The 16071-nt window shown below is 70.0% G+C and carries 13 protein-coding genes; 4 read left to right on the top strand and 9 right to left on the bottom strand.

Translation table 11 applies throughout. The features are described from left to right. Positions 1–16 precede the first annotated feature (16 nt). Positions 17–1264, top strand: coding sequence for a cysteine--1-D-myo-inosityl 2-amino-2-deoxy-alpha-D-glucopyranoside ligase (gene mshC, locus ROP_RS02910; RefSeq protein ID WP_012687865.1), 1248 nt, complete (start codon positions 17–19; stop codon positions 1262–1264). Positions 1265–1303: 39 nt separating this feature from the next. Here the strand turns inward: mshC and ROP_RS02905 are convergent, their stop codons facing one another. From ROP_RS02905 to ROP_RS02885, 6 genes are all read right to left on the bottom strand, one after another. Further along, entirely contained in the window at positions 1304–5461 is a 4158-nt protein-coding gene (locus ROP_RS02905; RefSeq protein WP_012687864.1) for a TIGR02680 family protein, read from the bottom strand. After that, entirely contained in the window at positions 5458–6846 is a 1389-nt protein-coding gene (locus tag ROP_RS02900) for a TIGR02678 family protein (RefSeq protein WP_012687863.1), read from the bottom strand. Before ROP_RS02900 ends, ROP_RS02905 begins: the two co-directional genes overlap by 4 nt. Next, positions 6843–8294, bottom strand: coding sequence for a TIGR02677 family protein (locus tag ROP_RS02895; RefSeq protein WP_043826210.1), 1452 nt, complete (start codon positions 8292–8294; stop codon positions 6843–6845). The genes ROP_RS02900 and ROP_RS02895 overlap by 4 nt, the downstream gene beginning before the upstream one ends. Positions 8295–8480: 186 nt before the next feature. Then, the gene (locus tag ROP_RS02890; RefSeq protein ID WP_012687861.1) at positions 8481–9638 is read right to left on the bottom strand and encodes a hypothetical protein; all 1158 of its coding nucleotides are present in this window, start codon (positions 9636–9638) and stop codon (positions 8481–8483) included. An 88-nt stretch (positions 9639–9726) separates the two neighbouring features. Further along, positions 9727–9855 (bottom strand): hypothetical protein, encoded by a 129-nt coding sequence (locus ROP_RS44790; protein ID WP_269454431.1) that lies wholly within the window; start codon positions 9853–9855, stop codon positions 9727–9729. A gap of 140 nt (positions 9856–9995) precedes the next feature. Next, positions 9996–10847, bottom strand: a complete 852-nt coding sequence (locus ROP_RS02885; RefSeq protein WP_012687860.1) for a class I SAM-dependent methyltransferase — start codon at positions 10845–10847, stop codon at positions 9996–9998. Positions 10848–10895: 48 nt separating this feature from the next. Between ROP_RS02885 and ROP_RS02880 the strand changes: the two genes are divergently transcribed. Both ROP_RS02880 and ROP_RS02875 read left to right on the top strand, forming a co-directional pair. After that, positions 10896–11486: a helix-turn-helix domain-containing protein gene (locus ROP_RS02880; RefSeq protein ID WP_012687859.1), complete on the top strand. Its 591-nt coding sequence runs from the start codon at positions 10896–10898 to the stop codon at positions 11484–11486. A gap of 74 nt (positions 11487–11560) precedes the next feature. Then, positions 11561–11773: a hypothetical protein gene (locus ROP_RS02875; protein WP_012687858.1), complete on the top strand. Its 213-nt coding sequence runs from the start codon at positions 11561–11563 to the stop codon at positions 11771–11773. Between the two features lie 18 nt (positions 11774–11791). On the opposite strand, the gene ROP_RS02870 is transcribed toward ROP_RS02875, so the two are convergent. Beyond that, on the bottom strand, positions 11792–12592 hold the full coding sequence (locus ROP_RS02870; RefSeq protein ID WP_012687857.1) for a helix-turn-helix domain-containing protein: 801 nt from the start codon (positions 12590–12592) through the stop codon (positions 11792–11794). 65 nt (positions 12593–12657) lie between these two features. Between ROP_RS02870 and ROP_RS02865 the strand changes: the two genes are divergently transcribed. Then, positions 12658–13098 (top strand): DUF3224 domain-containing protein, encoded by a 441-nt coding sequence (locus ROP_RS02865; RefSeq protein ID WP_012687856.1) that lies wholly within the window; start codon positions 12658–12660, stop codon positions 13096–13098. Here ROP_RS02865 and ROP_RS02860 read toward each other — a convergent pair. Then, positions 13083–13670: a carboxymuconolactone decarboxylase family protein gene (locus ROP_RS02860; protein WP_012687855.1), complete on the bottom strand. Its 588-nt coding sequence runs from the start codon at positions 13668–13670 to the stop codon at positions 13083–13085. The two genes, ROP_RS02865 and ROP_RS02860, sit on opposite strands and share 16 nt — an antisense overlap. Positions 13671–13762: 92 nt before the next feature. After that, complete coding sequence (locus tag ROP_RS02855) at positions 13763–15949, bottom strand: acyltransferase family protein (protein ID WP_012687854.1); 2187 nt, start codon at positions 15947–15949, stop codon at positions 13763–13765. Positions 15950–16071: the final 122 nt, after the last annotated feature.

The raw sequence follows: 16071 nt of genomic DNA, 5'->3' as shown, positions 1-16071 counted from the left end.
CACTAGGCTCGCTGTCATGCAGTCTTGGTCCGAAACCGCTGTCCCGTCCGTTCCAGGCCAGGGGCCTCCGCTGCGGTTGTTCGACACCGCCGACCGTCAGGTTCGCCCGGTCACCCCCGGGCGCACGGCCACGATGTACGTGTGCGGTATCACCCCGTACGACGCGACCCACCTCGGTCACGCGGCCACCTACCTGACGTTCGATCTGGTGAACCGGATCTGGCGTGACGCCGGGCACGACGTGCACTACGTCCAGAACGTCACCGACGTGGACGACCCGCTGTTCGAGCGCGCCAATCGTGACGGCGAGGACTGGGTCGTCCTCGGAATGCGGGAGACGGCGCTGTTCCGTGAGGACATGGAAGCCCTCCGGGTCCTTCCCCCACGCGACTACATCGGTGCGGTGGAATCGATCGGCGAAGTGATCGAGATGGTCGAGAAGTTCGTCGCGTCCGGCGCCGCCTACGTCGTCGACGACCCCGAATTCCCCGACGTGTACTTCCGCGCCGACGCGACGGAACAGTTCGGGTACGAATCCGGCTACGACCGCGCGACGATGGACACGTTCTTCGCCGAACGCGGCGGCGACCCCGACCGCCCCGGCAAGCAGAATCCCCTCGACGCGCTGGTGTGGCGCGCGGCTCGGCCGGGTGAGCCGTCCTGGCCGTCGCCGTTCGGTCCCGGGCGTCCCGGCTGGCACATCGAGTGCTCGGCCATCGCCCTCAACCGCATCGGCTCGGGTTTCGACGTCCAGGGCGGCGGCAGCGACCTGATCTTCCCGCACCACGAGTACTCCGCGGCGCACGCCGAGTCGGCCACCGGGGACCGCCGTTTCGCCCGCCACTACGTGCACACCGGCATGATCGGTCTCGACGGCGAGAAGATGTCGAAGAGCCGCGGCAACCTCGTGTTCGTGTCGAAACTGCGCGGCGAGGGCGTCGACCCCGCCGCCATCCGCCTCGGACTGCTGTCCGGTCACTACCGGCAGGACCGTCCGTGGACCGAGCAGGTTCTCGCCGACGCCCACACCCGGCTGCAGTTGTGGAAGGACGCCGCCGCACTCGAGTCGGCGCAGTCGGCGACCGACACGATCGCCCGGCTGCGGCAGCATCTCGCGGACGATCTCGACACCCCGAAGGCGCTCGACGCCCTCGACGGCTGGGCCCGCCGCGCCCTCGACAACGGCGGTTCCGACACGAACGCGCCGACCGAATTCGCCGCGGCCGTGGATGCCCTTCTCGGCGTGCGGCTCCGCCGCCCGTGAGTACTTGTTAACCGCCCGCGGTTAACAAGTACTCACGGGTCAGGCGAACTCGAGGGCACCCTCCGCGGGAGTCGGGACGCGCCGGCGGAGGGGCGAACCGAGCGCCTGCGCCAGGTCGGTGCCGTCGTGTTCGGCGAGTAGTTCACCGTCGGACCACACGAGGAGGGTGGCGCTGACGCTCTGCTCCGCCGTCGAGTGCGCCAGATCGTAGTGTGCGCAGCCCGGCACGCCGCCGTAGGTGATCCACAGGTCGAACCCGGTCATGAACAGGTCGAGGTCGAATTGCACGCTGAGGCCGAGCAGTTCCGCCCGGCCGTTGTCGTCGACGCCGGCGAACGCCTCGTCCAGCGCCAGCAGCCGCGGGGCGTGCGGGTCGGCCGAGTCGAGCATCACGTGCGCCGCGGCGAACAGCGGCAGATGCAGCGAGACGGACTGCTCGCCGCCGGAGAGTGCGCTGTGCCGGGCGACCGTCAGCCTGTCCTCGGTGCCGTTGCCGCTGATCAGGGTGAACGAGAACACCCGCCACCGCCGGTAGTCGAGGGCGGACGCCAGGATCTCCGGGTACGACCGCTCCGGGTGGGCGGCGCGGGCAGTCCTGATCTGGTGGGCGAAGTGGGCGCGCATGGTGGCGAGCTCGTCCGGGCCCAGCGCCGAGGTGTCGCGCTCGAGCAGTTTGGAGATGGCCTTCGCGCTGTCGTCGAGGTTGTCGGCGAGGACCCAGTGGACGCCGATGGTGTTGCCCGACGACATCCGCCGCTCCCGCATCTCGGTGCCCATCCGGGCGATGAGTTCGCGGGCGTCGACGGTCCGTTCGTGAATCTGCTGAGCGAGACCCGTGAGCAGCGCGTCCTCGAGGATGCGACGTTCGGATTCGGTGAGCAGCAGTTCCTGGTCGGAGCGCGCGGACGCGATGCGGGCGGCGAACTCGCCGATCGACGAGTAACCCTCGTCGTCCTGCACCTGCACCACCGTCAGGCCGTCGGGTGCGTCCCACTGCAGCCGGTAGTCCTGGCCGGCGGCGGCGAGTTGTGCGTCGAAATCCTGCAGCGCGGTGGTGAGCGCGGTCCGCGTCGACTTGCGTGCCGAGTCGCTGACCCGCACCGAGTCGGTGGCGCTGTCCAGTGCGCGGAACAGCGCGTCCACTTCGGGCGGCAGGATCGGGATGTCCTGACCGGCGTTCTGTATGCGGTACACCAGCTGCTCGGCACTCATCCACGCCGCCGCGCTGGCGGGCCAGGTGTGGCCTCCGTCGACGCCGAGGAGTTCGAGCAGGTCGCGCCGGGCGTACGGCGCGAGGTGGGCGGCGTCGGCGTGGGTTTCGGTGAGGGCCAGCCGTAGCGTCTGGACGGCGGTGTTGTAGGCGCCCTCGGCTTTGCCGATGGCCTCGCCCGCATCCTTGTCTGCCTTTCGGGCGTCGCGCTGCTCCTTCTTGCACGCCTCGATCCGCGCGTGCGCCTCCTCGAGTTGCCGGTCCAGTTCCTCGGCCCCCGCGCCCAGCGTGTCGCGGAGTGTCCCGAGGCGCTGGATCTGTTGCGCGAGGACCTCTTCGGCGACGGCGGCCTCCTCCGCGTATTCCTCCGCGTTGCCGCGCGCCTCGTGCAGCCGGTCCTCGGACTGTCGTGTGTGCTCCACTTCCTTGCCGTGTTCGCGCCTGCACCGCTGCACCATCTCGCCCTGCTTCTCGAAATGCCGCACGGCCGCGGCGAGCGAGTCGATCTCGCGGGCGACGTGGGGTGTCCGGTGCGTGGATGCGGTGGCTCGGAGTTGCTTTTCCTTCGCGGACAGGTCGGCGATGGCCTGGTCGAGTTCGCGACCGACAGCTGTCGCGGTGTCGGTACGGCTGCGGAGCGCGCCTGCCGATTCGGTGACCTTCTTCAGCGCGGTGAGGATCGATCCGGTGCGGGGGAGGGCCCGCGCCGCCGCGGTGGTCCGCGTCAGCAGCTCTGCCACCGCCTCCGCGGACGCCCGGGTGTCGTCGAGCGTCGCCCGGGTTTCCGCGAGCGTTCTGTCGAGTTCGACGAGTCGGGCGGCGCGCCTGCGGGCCCGCGCGGTGGTTCCGATGTACTCCGCATCCGATTTCGTGTGTCGTCCCCGCTGGATCCCCTGGCGGTACCCGCCGTCCTGGGCAACGCCCACCGGTCCCTCGGCGGGGTCGAGGGATTCGAGGGCGATGGATTCGAGGATGCCGCGCACGCGGTCGTCGGGAACACCCGTGTCCTGTTCGACTTCGAGAACGTCGGCGAGGGTCCTGCCGGTGGGCCGGTCCCCGGCCGGGAGGGCCACGAGGAACTGTTCGGATTCGACGTCGGGAAGCGCGTCGTCGACGGGAACCCAGCCGTCGAGGAGGTTCGCGGCCTCCAGTGCGGCTTCGATTCCCGCCGCGACCGCGGCGTCGACACCGTCGGCGAACCGGACCAGACGCCACAGCGGCGCACCGGTCAGCCCGGACCGCGTGTCGTGCCTGCCGGCCGGGAGGGGTGGGGCGTCGTCGTGCTCGGATTCGATTGCCGCGCGCACAGATTCGTATTCGGCGATCGCCTCGGCCGCGGCGGCGGCGTCCCGGTCGTACTGCTGACGACGCATCCGGAGTGCGTCGACGGCGTCCCTGGTCTGCTCCGTCAGCGTCTCCGACAGAGTGGCGGCGTCCTCGTCGCCGATCCCGCGGAGGGCGGTGTCCAGTGCGTCGAACAGCGCAGCGGGCGCCTCGATCTCGGCGTAGAGGGACGACTGTTCCGTCCACCAGGAGCGGAGTTCGGTGGCGCACCGGCTGCGGGCCGATTCGACCGCGGTCTCGGCCTCGAGGACGGCCACCTTCGCGGTGTCGAGTTGCTCCTGACCGCGACGCGCCGCGTCGTCGGCGCGGGTCCGCTCGGTGGCGGCCCTCTCGACGGTGGCGAGCGCGGCCCGGACCGCGCGAAGGTCGCCGTCGCGTTCCTCGGCGTGCCCGCGCAGCGCCGCGGTCAACTGGTCGGCGCGCGCGGTGTCGGGGAGTGCGGTCCAGGTGATTCCGGCGTCCTCGGCGGCGACGTGAAGTTCGTCCTCGGCGTGGGCGAGCGCCTCGACGGCGCGGGTGACGGCGTCACCGGCCTTCTCGTGCTCCTCGGACCGCTGTTCGAGGGTCGCCTTGGCCTTGCGTGCCTTCTCTGCCTGCAGCGCCGTCGACTTCTCGAGCGTCGACACGGCCTGCGCCAGGTCGTCGAGCTGCGTCCGCCCCTCGTAGGCGGTCGACCGCTTCAGTGCGTCGAGGGTGGCGTTGGCCTGGTCGAGTGCGCGTTCGGCGACGGTGAAGCGTTCTTCGGCGGCCTCCCGGCTCTCCTGACTGCGTGCCCGGTCGGCTGCCGCCCCGTGGAGGGCGGTGATGCCGGACCGCACCGCGTCGAGCCGGGTCGCAAGTTGGTCGACGTCCGTACGCGCCTGCTGGCGAAGGTATTTCGCGTACACGCCGACGAAGCTCTGCGCCGCCTGGTCCGCCGCCGCCAGCCCTTCGAGTGCCCGGCCGACCTCCTCCATGTCGCTGAACGAGCGCGCCGCCTCGAGGACCAGTTGTTCGTCGAGGGGACGCAGACCGTCGGTGAGTGCCTGCGACAGTCCCTTGGGATCGAGGTTCTTCGCGAGCTGCGGGCGGCGCAGCGTGAGGATGAGGTTGATCAGCTGGTCGTAGCGCTGGACACCGAGCCCGAACATGCGGGCGTCGATGGCGGCGCGGTAGTCGAGCGGACGGTCGGTGATGGAGTCGGTGCCGATCTGTTCGCCGAGTTGCTTCTTCGTGAGCGGCCGGTCGTCCGTGCCGAGCAGGGAGAAGTCGACGCCGACCCTGCCGTCGGCCACGAAGTACCAGCGCGTGACCTTGTCGTTGGTGCGGGAGGCGCGCATGCCGATTCCCACGGTGACGGCTTCGGGGTCGTCCTTCGCGCCGCGGCAGAACTCCATCCAGACGTACGAGTACGCGCTCTCCTGCCCGCGATACAGGAGGTTCGACTTCATGGTTCGTTCCTCGCCCGCGAACGGGTTGAGGCGCCGCGGTTCGATCCTGCCGTCGAAGACGAACGGGAACAGCACTTCGAGCGCCTTGGTCTTGCCGGAACCGTTGGGGCCACGGAGAACGAGGCGGCCGTCGGCGAAGGAGAACTCCTGATCCCGGTAGTCCCAGAGGTTGATGATCCCGGCGCGGGTGGGCCGGAAACGCGCACTCGTCATGCTGTGATGTCCTCGCTGTCGTTCGCTGAGCTCTGGAACAGGTCGATCTCCGGTGTGCGGTCGCGGATCGTGACCACCACACCCCGGTAGCGGGCGAGCGCCGGGAGCGCGAGCACGCCGCCCGGCACCGACGCGGTGAGACGCAGCCGCTCGAGCAGCGCCAGCGCGGCGCGTCCCAGGCCGTCGGGGTCGGCCTGCCACCCGGCGGCGAACGTGCGCCCGAATCTCTCGGTCAGGGTCCGGACGGTGTCGGTGATCCACTGGTCCTCGACGACCGGGAAGAGCCGGTCGGCGGGGGCGGGTTCCGCGGGTTCGACTCCGTCGTGGCCTGCCAGGCTGTCGAAGATCCCGGACTGCGGAATCGCGCCGTCCACCTGTTCGACCAGGTCTTCGGACCGGCCCCGCGGCAGCGGCATCCGGGCCGTCTCCGCGGCGTCGGGATCCAGGACCCGATCGGCGATCTCCCCGGCGAGCAGGAGCGCGACCTGCGCGACCGTCCCCGTCCCGGGGAACCGGACGTCGGAGAGCCGCCCGGACGAGTCGATCATCGCGACGCCCTCCTCGCGACGCTCGGCGACCAGTCCGGTGAGCAACTCGACATCTGCCGCGGTGCGGGGAAGCGCGAGTTGCACCAGTTCGTGATCGTCCAGGTCGGCGGCGTAGACGACGGGCCGTTCGACGAGCGCGCGCCGGACCCGCCGCGTCGTCTCCTTCACGTCGACCGTCCGGGAGGTCTCCGCGGTGTCCTCGTCGGTCACCGAGTCCGCGCCGGCGAGCAGACCGCGGATGGAGCGGAGATGCTGCAGTGCGCGTGGCGGCCGGAACAGGGCGATGACGACGGACCGGTCGATGTCGTAGAGCGCTTCGCCCGCATCGGGATTGGCGGCCCAGCCGCCCGCGTCACCGTCGGCGAGTGCGATCGCGCCGCGCGCGGCGAGCCAGCCGACGGCGTCGACGAACGCGTCCCGGTCGGACGCGCGCTCCGTGGACAGGTCCACCCCTTCGACCTGCGCGGCGTCGGCGGCGACGTGATCGGCGAGTTCGGACAGGGTGATCTGGTTCCCGGCGCGACCGAGGGCCGCCAGCGCCAGCGCGAGGTAGGCGTAACGGTACCGGTCGAACGTGCGGTCGGTGGCCGTCTTGGCCGGTGTCCCGGCGTCGAGTCGGTCGCTCACCGTGAACAGTCGGGCGGTCGTCTCGGTGACCTCGAGCCGGTACCCGAAGAGCGTCATCAGATCTTCGCGCAGTTCGGTGGCCCACCGGCGGAGCAGGGGAAGCGCGATCCGATCTGGATAGGTTTGTGTCACGAGATGATTCGACAGGATGACGCGGGCGGCGCGCTGATACGAATCGAGGGCGAGCGGTGAGATCTCCCGTGCCTTCACCGAACGCTCACCTGCAGTCCGTCGAGGTGCAGACGTCCCCGGGCGGTGCGCACCACCGTCGATTCGCCGTGTGGGCTGAGGGTGAGCTTCACGCCGTTCTCCGATCCGGTGCTGCTCTTGACGCGGCCGCTGACCGGTACCCGCGCCGTCAGTGCGGCGTTGAGCAGGCTCAGCAGCACGTCGGTTTCGGCCTCGTCGAGTTCCCGTTCGTAGACTCCGCCCCGGGCGAGCGACTGTGCGGCGGCCGCGCGAAGTCGTTGTGCAGTCAGCTGTTCCTCACGCAGGCGGCGCACGCTGCCCTCGTTGCGCTGCACCCGCGCGGGCAGACCGGGGGACGGGGGACGTCCGGTCTCGGCCAGGGTGCGGGAGATCTCGACGGGCTGAGCCTCCCACCACGACCGGGTGTCGGGGATGATGTCGGCGTCCGGATGCACCATCGAGAGGTGGCGCGGACGGCCGAGGTCGAACACGGCCCGGAACAGCGCGTGCGCCGCGTCCTCGTTCGGAGTCGCGGCGAACCAGCCCGCGAGATGGCGCAATTGACTCTCCCTGCTGACGCCGCCCTTGCGGGTCTCGGTGACGCGGCGCAGCAGCGACAGGACGGCGGCGATGGCGCTCATCGTGCCCTCGCGCAGGCGTTCCGACTCGCTCGGGCCCGCCTCGCTCCCGACGAACCAGTGCGTCACACCCGCCCACCGCGAACGCCAATCAGCTTCGCGCTCTTCGACATCGAGGAACACCCGCTCGTCGCTGGCGGCGGCCCGCGCCACCATCGCCTCGACGCCGGAGTCCTCCACGAGCGCGATGGCCGCGGCGAGTTTCGGGGCATATCGAGACAGGTCGGAGCTGAACTCGCGCATGTGCGTGAGCAGAGCGTCCTTGTGGGACATGAACGTTTCCGGGGTGATCTCCGTGGTGCGGACGAGGTCGCCCAGGGTCAGATAGAACTGGGCGGCGCGTCCGGCCATGTCGGACAGCGTCGCATCGAGTCGGTTGAGTTTCCGGTACACCAGGTCGTTGTCGGCGGCACGATTCGCCGCGGCCAGGTCGTTCATGTCGGCGAGGAGGTCGGGGAGTGCCAGCCGGGACAGCGACGCGTCGTCGAGGCGAGCCGCGAGTGCATCCTCGACGGCCCGGAACACCTGGTAGCCGGCCTGACTGAACTGATAGACGAAGTGCCGGTTCAGGTACTCGGCGAGTGTCGCGGCGCGCGTTCCGTCGTAACTGCGTTCGAGCACTTCCCAGACGTGGAGTTGCTCGAGCAGGGGAGTGACGTCTCCGGCGCCGAGTTGCCCGGCCGGGTCGTCGCCGGCGAGGCCGTCCAGGATGCGGGCGACGTCGCCCGCGTGGAGCAGGACGATGTAGTTGGCGCGGGCGTGATCGAACGCCCGCAGCACCCACAGGTACTCCGCTCGTTTCTCCGCGGTGGCGAAGGAGAACAGTTTCAGCCGGTCGTCCCGCAGCGGGGGAGCGACCGCTGGGCGCGCGGCGCGCAGCCCCGAGGGGGACCGACCGGGATCGCTGCCTGATTCACTCACCGTGACAGGTTATGCGGTCGTGCAGCGGCCGAGCGAATGCCGTGCCGATCCGTACTCCGCACCCCGCAGCAGCAACGACGAGGGGCAGCGGGGCGATCAGAGGACGAACAGCACGAAGACGATCGCGACCAGCACGAGCGCCAGCCCGACCGCCGCGGCGACGAGCCAGGACGCCCGGGACGCGCTGTCGGAATCTTCCCCGGACTGCGCGACGGCGCGCGGTTCCGGCGGCGTCGCGACTGCCGTTCCGCCCGACGCTCGCGCGGGGGAGGCGCCCACTGCGGCCGCGGTGGCGGGGTTCTGCGTGCGTGTGGCCGGCCGGGTCGGGGTTGGGGAGGTCGACGGCACGGGCTCGCCGACGACGGCGTCGATCACCTCGGTGACGTCGTACGACGGCGGCAGGCCGATCGGGGTGACCTTGTGGGTGGTCGGATTGAACCCGGCGGCGCGGATGGCGGCACCGAGCGCCGAGGTCTGCTCGGGGCCGGGACCGACGACACACCGGACGTCGAACTTCTCGCCGATCGTGGCCGCGAATCCGTGAACGGCCGCGGAGTCCCGCGCGATCAGGCCGTCACCTGTGACGACCACGGCATCGAGGTTGCCGGGCAGCCAGCCGAACGCGCCGAGCGCGGTGGCGATCTGGGCCGTCGGGGAGCCTCCCGAGGAGAACCGGAACGCCTTGCCCGCCTCGACACCCGAGCGAATCAGCGCGACGGTCGATCCGGTGTCGTCGACGTGATAGATGCCGACCAACTGCCCGGGGCGTTCGGCGATCTCGGATTCGAACCAGGCCGCGGCGGCTTCGGCGTCCGAGACCAGGGACAGGTACGACATGTCGGCGTAGTCCAGCGCGTCGCGGAGCGCTGCGACCGCGGCCGAGTCCCAGCGGGTCGGATAGGTGGCCATGATGTCGGGGGCGCCGCCGGTCCGGCCACCGTGGTCGGGGAGAGGTTCACACTCGCGGAGCAGGCATCGCATCGCGCCCGCGACCAGGTCTTCGGCGCGGTACCGCGATCCGTCACCCACCGCGACACCGGCCGGGTCGCCCACGCGAGGAAGGAACCCCGACACGGTGTGGGTGTCGCCGATCGTGTGCGGCGCCGATCCGCCGAGAATCGCGGTGCCGTCCGGGCACATGTGCAGGACGGTGTCGCGGACGATGACGACCGGATCCGGGGATCCTGGATCGTTCGACGCCACCACCGCGGTGGACACGACACTGCCGATCCTGAGCCCGACTCCCATGGACATGCGAGAACCCCTATTCGTGTTGCGAACGGATTGCGACTTCCGTCAGCCTGTCCGACTCGGTCGGTGAGGCCACAAGATGTACATCCTGCTACCCGAGGGTGCTTGTGCGCGCCATCACGCGCGGCGTGGCGTGGTCGTATTGCACACACTCCAGGAGTTTCGCCGACGGCGAGTGCTCGGCCAGGTCGTCGTCGGCGCGCCGAGGGCCGTTCTCCACTCGGTCACGTTCTCGGTCATCCAGCCGAGGAGATGCTCCGCTTCCTGCCGATGGCGGCCGGTGCCGGCGAGAAGATCCGCGAAGGCCTGCGCCGGGGCGGCCGTCGCGGAACAGGGCGTACGGGACGCACACCGCCTGTTTCAGGGGCGTCGGGCGGTCCAGGCGGTCCGGCTGCCGCGCACCGTCAGGTCCCCACGGTGCAGGACGCTGTCGGGGCCGTCGTCCGAGAGGAGGCGATCGAGAGTGTCGCGGTCGTCGGCTGCCAGTTGTCCGTCGAGGGCCGAGCGGACGCGGCGCAGAAAGGTGTGGGCGTAGCGTCCGGTGCTCTGCGGGGCAGGACGTGCCTCGCTGGTGAAACTGCGCTGCTCGACGTCCCCGAAACCGGCCCGCTCCACGTGGGCCCGCCAGTTCGGGTGCGCGTTCCAGTCCATCCGCGCCAGGGCCTCGTGGCAGCGCGACTCCAGGCCCGGGCGGCCCAGGCCGAGGTCGTCGGGCAGGAGGCGGGGCAGAGCGTCCATCTCGACGAGCACCAGCACGCCGTCGGGGTTCAGCGCGGCGTACATGTCGCGGAGCACCCGGTCGGGGTCGGAGACCTCGTGCAAGGAGGAGGCCGCCCACACGACGTCCGCTGCCTCGACCGCGGGCCAGCCGGCATTCAGATCGGCGTGCACGCCGCTCACCCGGTCGGCCATGCCCTGCCCGAGCGCGGCTGCGCGGACGCGCTCGAGCATCACCTCCGACCTGTCGATCGCGATGACCTCCGCCGCGGGGAACCGCCGAGCCAGCGCCAGGCTGCCGACGCCCGTACCCGCGCCCACGTCGACGACCCGGCGCGGCGCCTCCCCGACGCGCCGTCCCGCCCACTCGGCCACCTGGTCCAGATAGGAGCCGAAGATCTCGGCGTCCAATTCGAGGAGATCTGCCAGCGCGGTCTCGTGCGCCGGGGTGTGCTCGTCGTGGTGGTGGGCGTGGTGGTGTGAATGCTGTGTCATGAACTCCAGGCTAGCCGTGACCTGCGCTATGCGCATATACTCTTGCGTATGACGCAAGAACTCGGGTTGGACGGTGTGATCCGGCAACGCATCCGGGGCCTTCGGGTGGCCCGCGGCTGGTCACTCGACGCGCTCGCTGCTCGCTGCTTCCTCAGTCCGTCCACGCTGAGCCGCATCGAGACGGGCCATCGCCGGATCGCCCTCGATCAACTGGTTCCGATTGCACGGGCTCTCGGCACCACGCTCGATCAGCTCGTCGAGTCCGTCGACGACGAGGACGTGGTGATCCGGCCGATGCCCGAACAGACGCGAGGCCTCACAACCTGGCTCCTGTCCCGCGAACGCGCCCTCCACGGCGCGACAGTGGCGAAGATGCGCATCACCCCCGAACGGCCTGCCGGCCCGGAACACGTCTGCGTGCACCCCGGTCACGAGTGGTTCACGGTGCTGTCGGGGACAGCCCGCCTGCAACTGGGTGAGCGGACCATCCTGATCGAAGCGGGTGCGGCAGCGGAGTTCTCGACCATGGTGCCGCACTCCATCGGCGCCCACGACGGTCCGGTGGAGATCCTCACGATCTTCGACCACGACGGGGAGCGGGCGCACCTGCACACCGCGGACGACGCCCCGCCGGCATGACGCACGCGCGCCTACGGCGCACGGCCACATACGATGTGGGCGGCATCGGCGCACGCCGAGGAGAAAGGACGGACATGTCGTCTTCCGACACCGCAGGCGAGACGGAATTCCCGGCGAGCATGGGGAAGGTCTCCCGTCGCGAGCTCGCCTCTCACGGCTACACGCGTTTCGATCAACTGACGATGGTCACCGCCAAGGAGCTGTTGAAAATCCACGGCGTCGGACCGAAAGCGATCCGGATCCTCGAAGAGGAACTCGCGAAGCGGGGACTCGGCTTCGCCGGCTGAGCGGCGGAGCCGGACGCGCTACGGCAGGCCGTTCGCGCGCTGATAGGTGGCAGGCGGTGTACCGACGACCTGGGTGAAGACCCGGGTCAGGTGAGCCTGGTCGCTGAATCCCAATTCGTAGGCGAGCGCAGACCAGGCGATCCTCTCGCCAGAGTGGGCGGCGGCGGCCGCGTCGAGGATGCGAAACCGCTGGATCACCCACTTCGGTCCGATGCCGACGTACTCGGTGAACAGTCGTTGCAGAGTGCGCAGGCTGCAGCCGGCGTGTGCGGCGAGCTGGTCTGCGCGGACGATGTCCCGGCGGCGCTGGGCGTCGCCGACGAGAGCCGTGACCTGCCGTCCCGTGGGATCCGGAACGGGATCGGTGCGCAGAAGGTACCGCTCGAAGGCGTCGATCATCTCCGCGCTGTCCGTGCCGGCGAGGATCCGTTCCGCGACCGGGCGGTCGTCACCGTCGAGCAGATCCCGTCCGGGCTGGACGGTTCCAGAGATCGCACCGAGACTCCCCTTCAGCAGAGGCCGGAACCCGCCGGCGTGGAAGGCGGCTCCCAGCACGTGGCCGTGTCCCGTCAGCGTTCGGTAGAACGGCGACCGGGAGATCCCGTGCACCAGCAACTGTCCGTCCTCGGCGCCGATGTGAACGCGCGGCTGGGGAACCACCTGCTGCCGATGAGGCTTCGACACCGACCATCTCACCAGCCAGTGGTAGTCGACGAACTCTGCCAAATCCGGTCGGGGAGCGATTCGTTCGACCTCGAAACCGGATGCGTCGGCGGTCGGGCGGACGATCGCCTCGGGGTGTCCTGGCACATTCGGCACTCGCCCATCCTAGTGTCGCGAATGTTCAAGAACACCACGCCGTCGCGTACCTAGAGTCTCCTGACATGGGCTACTTACACACTGCTCGAAGCAAATTCACCATCGCGTCGTGGTCGGAATCGGTGATCACCGACATCGACGGCGAAGGTACGACGGCCGGCGACACCTACTACCCCGCGCGCGGCGCCACCCGCGCGGACGTCGAATACTCGTACTCCGGGGACATCGAAGGAACGAGCACGGTGGCCTACCTGATCGCGTACAAGGCCGATGCCGCGCCGGTGCTCGGCCTCGAGCGCTTCGAGGGCTCGATCGGCGGGCACGACGGAACGTGCGTGTTCCAGCACCTCGGCAGCCAGGACCAGGGTTCCGTGTCTGCACGGATCGAGGTGGTGCCGGGTATGGGCACGGGCGGTCTGACCGACCTGCGCGGCAGCGCGGACCTGTCCATCGCCGGACCCGGCGACGGCGGCTTCGAGTTCGTCCTGTCCTACGACGTCGGCTGAGTGCGGGTCGTCGGGCGTGCGCTCAGCGGCTTCAGGCCACACGACGCGGCGAGGCCCTGCGACTCGATGCCGAACGCGGTGTTGGAGCGGGTCATGAAGTTCGTCAGTGCGATGAACGCGGTCAGTTCCACCAGCGCGGCGGGACCGAGTGCCCCCAGGAGCCTGGCCGACAGGTCGTCGGTGACGGTCGGTGGCGTCAGCGTCATCGCCTCGGCGTACTCCAGGACGTCCCGCTCCAGCGGCGTGAAGACGTCCGACTCGCGCCACCGCGGCACCTCGCGCGCCTTCGTCTCGTCCAGTCCCTTGTTGTGGGCTTGGAAATAGCCGTAGTCCAGGCAGAAGCCGCAGCCGACCATGCTCGCGACCGCCATGTGTGCGAACGATTTCAGATTCTCGTCACACCGGTCCCATTTCTGTATCTTGCGACCGAGGCTGAAACTGAAGTTCGTCACCTTGCGGTTGTGCCACACGACTCCCACTCCGTCGGGAACGTCGCCGAGCATCTTGCGGGACATCCGCTTGACGACCGCACCGTAGATGCCGGTCAGCTCGGCCTGCGGGATCCTGGTCATGCTTCCTCCTCCGGTTGGAATGTTCTCGGCATAGAGACACCGGCCACGAGCCGAATGTGACATCCGAACCGGATTATTTTCGCCGGCAGACCTCAGCCCTGCGCGAGTGCGCGGTCGGCCAGCGCGGCGATCACGGGCGAGAGTGCCTGCGCGTGTTCGAGCGTCAGGTGGTTGTCGTCGCGGTACACGAGGTCGTTGCCGACGACGACCGGGCAGCGCTCGGCGGTGCAGAACAGTGCGGTGAGATCTGCGTACCGCCCTCCGCCTGCCGCGGTGGCGGACGCCTCGGCCGCGACCCCGGCGTCGTTCACCGCGACCGGCCGCGGCGGCGAGCAGGCTCTCGCGTCGTCGAGGTGCGCGGACAGGCACGTCGGGACGGTCGACTGCGGATCCGGAACGGGCCCGAGGACGAGGACGGCAGCACCCGTGGCCCGGAGTTGGGTGACCAGCCCGGTCAGGCTGTCGAGCCAGGGCCTGCCGTACACGCTGAAACCGAAATCGGCGCCGTACCGCCGGGACATGCTCAGCACGACCAACCGAGGCCGCTCGGCGCGTAGCCGCTCCAGGATCTCGCCGCGCCACTGCTCGCACTCGCTGTATTCCCGCCCGAGGTAGGGGCTGGTGAGGGGGAGGTCGAGGAGTGGGCAGGTGACCTTGCCCATCGTCTCCAGCCGCCAATGATGCTGCTCGGCGGCCGCTTCGAACGCCGGGGCCCACATCGCGGCGTGCGAATCCCCGACCAGCGCCACCGTCGTCGCGGACGTCACGTCTCCCGACGCGCACTCGTCCTGTCCCACCTCGAGCCACGACCGCACGCAGCCGTTGACGAACACCGCAGGCTTGTCTGCCGGCGCGTCGGCGAGCGGCGGCGACAGGTTCGACGGGACCGCCTGCAGCCCGGCGGCTTCCTCGACCGCCGCCTGCACCTGTGCCGTCATGTCGGTCACCGCCGCGTCACGCGGATCGATTGCGGGAGTGGTCGATTCGGCCGGCGCGGACACGGTGAGGGACGCGGCCGCGGCGCCGTGTCCGACCGGCACCGGCCGCGCCACCAGCAGGACCAGTGCCGCACAGACGGCGACGGCGGTGACGGCTCCGCCGAGGACGAGGCTGCGGGGGGCCGAGCGACGCAGCGGAGCCGAGAAGCGGACCGGGTTCTCGACCAGGGTGAGTGTCAGTCCGGCCAGACCCACGGCCACCATGACCATCGCCAGCCGATCGGTCAGGTCGAGGGAGCGGCCGAGCACGATCGGCGCGAGCAGCAGCACCGGCCAGTGCCAGAGATACCAGGAATAGGACACCCGCCCGACCGCCCGCATCGGTGGAAGGGACAGGCCCCGGCCGACTCCCCGTCGCGGTGCGGCACAGCCCGCCCCGATCACCAGCACCGTGCCGAGAACGGGCAGCAGCGCAGCGGTGCCGGGGTAGGGCGTCTTCTCGCCCAGCCGAAGACAGGCGAGGACGATCAGTGCGAGACCCACCCATCCGGCGACCGCAGCGAGCACCGGCGGCAGCCGCCGCCAGTGCCGAACGGACAGCGCGACCAACCCGCCCGCGGCCAGCTCCCAGGCGCGGGAGGGCAGCGAGAAGAACGCCCACGGTGGCAGCGTGCGGGTCCAGTCGAGCGAGACCGCGAACGACACCGCCGCGACCACGGTGAGGACCACCAGATACGGGGTCGTCGACGGCGCGCGGTCCGGGTCGAGACGTCGTGTTCTGCGCCGCACGAGCCAGGCGACCCCGATGATCAGCGCAGGCCACAGCAGATAGAACTGCTCTTCGGCGCCGAGCGACCAGTAGTGCTGGAACGGTGACGGAGGCGTGTCGGCGGCCAGATAGTCGGTGCCGTGCAGCGCCAGCCGGTAGTTGCCGACGTAGAGCGCGCTGGCGATCCCGTCGCCGAGGACCGCGCGGGCCTGCAGCGGGGGAAGGAGCAGGGCGGCGCCGATCGCGGTGGCCACCAGCACGACGCACCCGGCAGGCAGCAGTCGCCGGGCACGCGCACCGTAGAACTCGGCCAGCCCCACGCGGCCGTCGGCCGCCACGTCCCGCCACAGCAGCCCGGTGATGAGGAACCCCGAGACGACGAAGAAGACGTCGACACCGGCGAATCCGCCGTCGATCCCGGGCACACCCGCGTGAAAGAGAACCACGGCCAGCACTGCCACGGCCCGCAGACCCTCGATGTCCGTACGGAACACGGTTCCCGCGGCCCGGTCACCCGCCTGAGAATGGTTTCCGGATCGGCGCCGTCCTTCCGGACTGGCGACGGTACTCACTCGATCAGCGATCTGTCCATGCGACGAGCCCCTTCAGCTGCGGCACTCGCCTCATGATGACAGCGGTGTCGCAGTTTTCCCGAAAGGCACGCCGTACCAGGGCCGAGCCTAAGGGGGGGGCC

This window comes from Rhodococcus opacus B4 (assembly GCF_000010805.1).
In the GTDB taxonomy this organism is placed as follows: Bacteria; Actinomycetota; Actinomycetes; order Mycobacteriales; family Mycobacteriaceae; genus Rhodococcus_F; species Rhodococcus_F opacus_C.
The sequence above is the reverse complement of the archived record's forward strand: the minus strand, read 5'-3'. Positions and strand labels throughout refer to the sequence as shown.